The 2,364-nt window shown below is 54.7% G+C and carries 1 rRNA gene; it reads left to right on the top strand.

The features are described from left to right. Window positions 1-2,364: ribosomal RNA gene (locus OUA97_RS23100) — 23S ribosomal RNA — on the top strand; the annotation flags it as partial.

The following is a 2,364-nucleotide window of genomic DNA, read 5'->3' as shown; positions in this document are numbered from 1 at the left end:
GACTTGGAAAAGTCGGCCATAGCGGGTGATAGCCCCGTAGGCGTCAATTAGCGACAGACTCGAGTAGGGCGGGACACGTGAAATCCTGTCTGAACATGGGGGGACCACCCTCCAAGCCTAAGTACTCCTCAATGACCGATAGTGAACAAGTACCGTGAGGGAAAGGTGAAAAGCACCCCGACGAGGGGAGTGAAATAGAACCTGAAATCGGAAGCCTACAAGCAGTCGGAGCCACCTCGCGTGGTGACGGCGTACCTTTTGTATAATGGGTCAGCGACTTCATGTGCCGTGCAAGCTTAAGCCGATAGGTGTAGGCGTAGCGAAAGCGAGTCTGAATAGGGCGAATAAGTACGTCGCATGACGACCCGAAACCAGGTGATCTATCCATGAGCAGGTTGAAGGTAAGGTAACACTTACTGGAGGACCGAACCCGTGAATGTTGAAAAATTCTGGGATGACTTGTGGATAGGGGTGAAAGGCCAATCAAACCTGGACATAGCTGGTTCTCCGCGAAATCTATTTAGGTAGAGCGTCAGACGAATTCCTTGGGGGGTAGAGCACTGGATGGATGCGGGGGTCGCGAGATCTACCAATTCTAACCAAACTCCGAATACCCAAGAGAACTATCTGGCAGACACACGGCGGGTGCTAACGTCCGTCGTGAAAAGGGAAACAACCCTAACCATCATCTAAGGCCCCCAAGTACTGGCTAAGTGGGAAACGATGTGGGATTGCTTTGACAACCAGGATGTTGGCTTAGAAGCAGCCATCATTTAAAGAAAGCGTAACAGCTCACTGGTCAAGCGATCCTGCGCGGAAAATGTAACGGGGCTCAAGCCAGTCGCCGAAGGTATGGGTGTGCGTAAGCACGCGGTAGCGGAGCGTTCCGTAAGCCTGTGAAGGTCAGTCGTGAGGCTGGCTGGAGGTATCGGAAGTGAGAATGCTGACATGAGTAGCGACAAAGAGTGTGAGAGACACTCTCGCCGAAAGTCCAAGGGTTCCTGCGTAAAGCTAATCTGCGCAGGGTTAGCCGGCCCCTAAGGCGAGGCCGAAAGGCGTAGTCGATGGGAACCAGGTGAATATTCCTGGGCCAGTTGGAGGTGACGAATTCCGTAAATTGTCAGGGCTTATTGGATTGTCCTGGCAGTGAAGGAGTTCCTGGAAATAACCCCAACGGAGACCGTACCCGAAACCGACACAGGTGGACAGGTAGAGTATACCAAGGCGCTTGAGAGAACTATGCTGAAGGAACTCGGCAAATTGCACGCGTAACTTCGGGATAAGCGTGACTCTGCTTAGGGCAACCTTTGTAGAGTGGCACAGGCCAGGGGGTAGCGACTGTTTATCAAAAACACAGGGCTCTGCGAAGCCGCAAGGCGACGTATAGGGTCTGACGCCTGCCCGGTGCCGGAAGGTTAAAAGGAGGGGTGCAAGCTCCGAATTGAAGCCCCGGTAAACGGCGGCCGTAACTATAACGGTCCTAAGGTAGCGAAATTCCTTGTCGGGTAAGTTCCGACCTGCACGAATGGCGTAACGACTTCCCCACTGTCTCCAGCATAGGCTCAGCGAAATTGAATTCCCCGTGAAGATGCGGGGTTCCCGCGGTCAGACGGAAAGACCCTATGAACCTTTACTGCAGCTTCGCCTTGGCGTTAGCGGCAACATGTGTAGGATAGGTGGGAGGCTATGAAACCGGGGCGCCAGTTCCGGTGGAGCCATCCTTGAAATACCACCCTTGTTGTCGCTGACGTCTAACCGCGGCCCGTTATCCGGGTCCGGGACATGGCGTGGCGGGCAGTTTGACTGGGGCGGTCGCCTCCCAAAGTGTAACGGAGGCGCGCGATGGTGGGCTCAGAGCGGTCGGAAATCGCTCGACGAGTGCAATGGCATAAGCCCGCCTGACTGCGAGACTGACAAGTCGAGCAGAGACGAAAGTCGGCCATAGTGATCCGGTGGTTCTGCGTGGAAGGGCCATCGCTCAACGAATAAAAGGTACTCTAGGGATAACAGGCTGATTTTGCCCAAGCGTCCACAGCGACGGCAAAGTTTGGCACCTCGATGTCGGCTCATCACATCCTGGGGCTGGAGCAGGTCCCAAGGGTTCGGCTGTTCGCCGATTAAAGTGGTACGTGAGCTGGGTTCAGAACGTCGTGAGACAGTTTGGTCCCTATCTGCCGTGGGTGTACGAAGCTTGAGAGGATCTGTCCCTAGTACGAGAGGACCGGGATGGACACACCTCTGGTGGACCTGTCGTGGCGCCAGCTGCGCAGCAGGGTAGCTAAGTGTGGAATAGATAACCGCTGAAAGCATCTAAGCGGGAAACTAACCTCAAAACAAGGCTTCGCCGAGAGCCGTGGTAGACCA

The sequence above is a fragment of the Phenylobacterium sp. 58.2.17 genome (genome assembly GCF_026411515.1).
In the GTDB taxonomy this organism is placed as follows: Bacteria; Pseudomonadota; Alphaproteobacteria; order Caulobacterales; family Caulobacteraceae; genus Phenylobacterium.
This window is presented reverse-complemented; position numbering and strand designations above follow the sequence as displayed.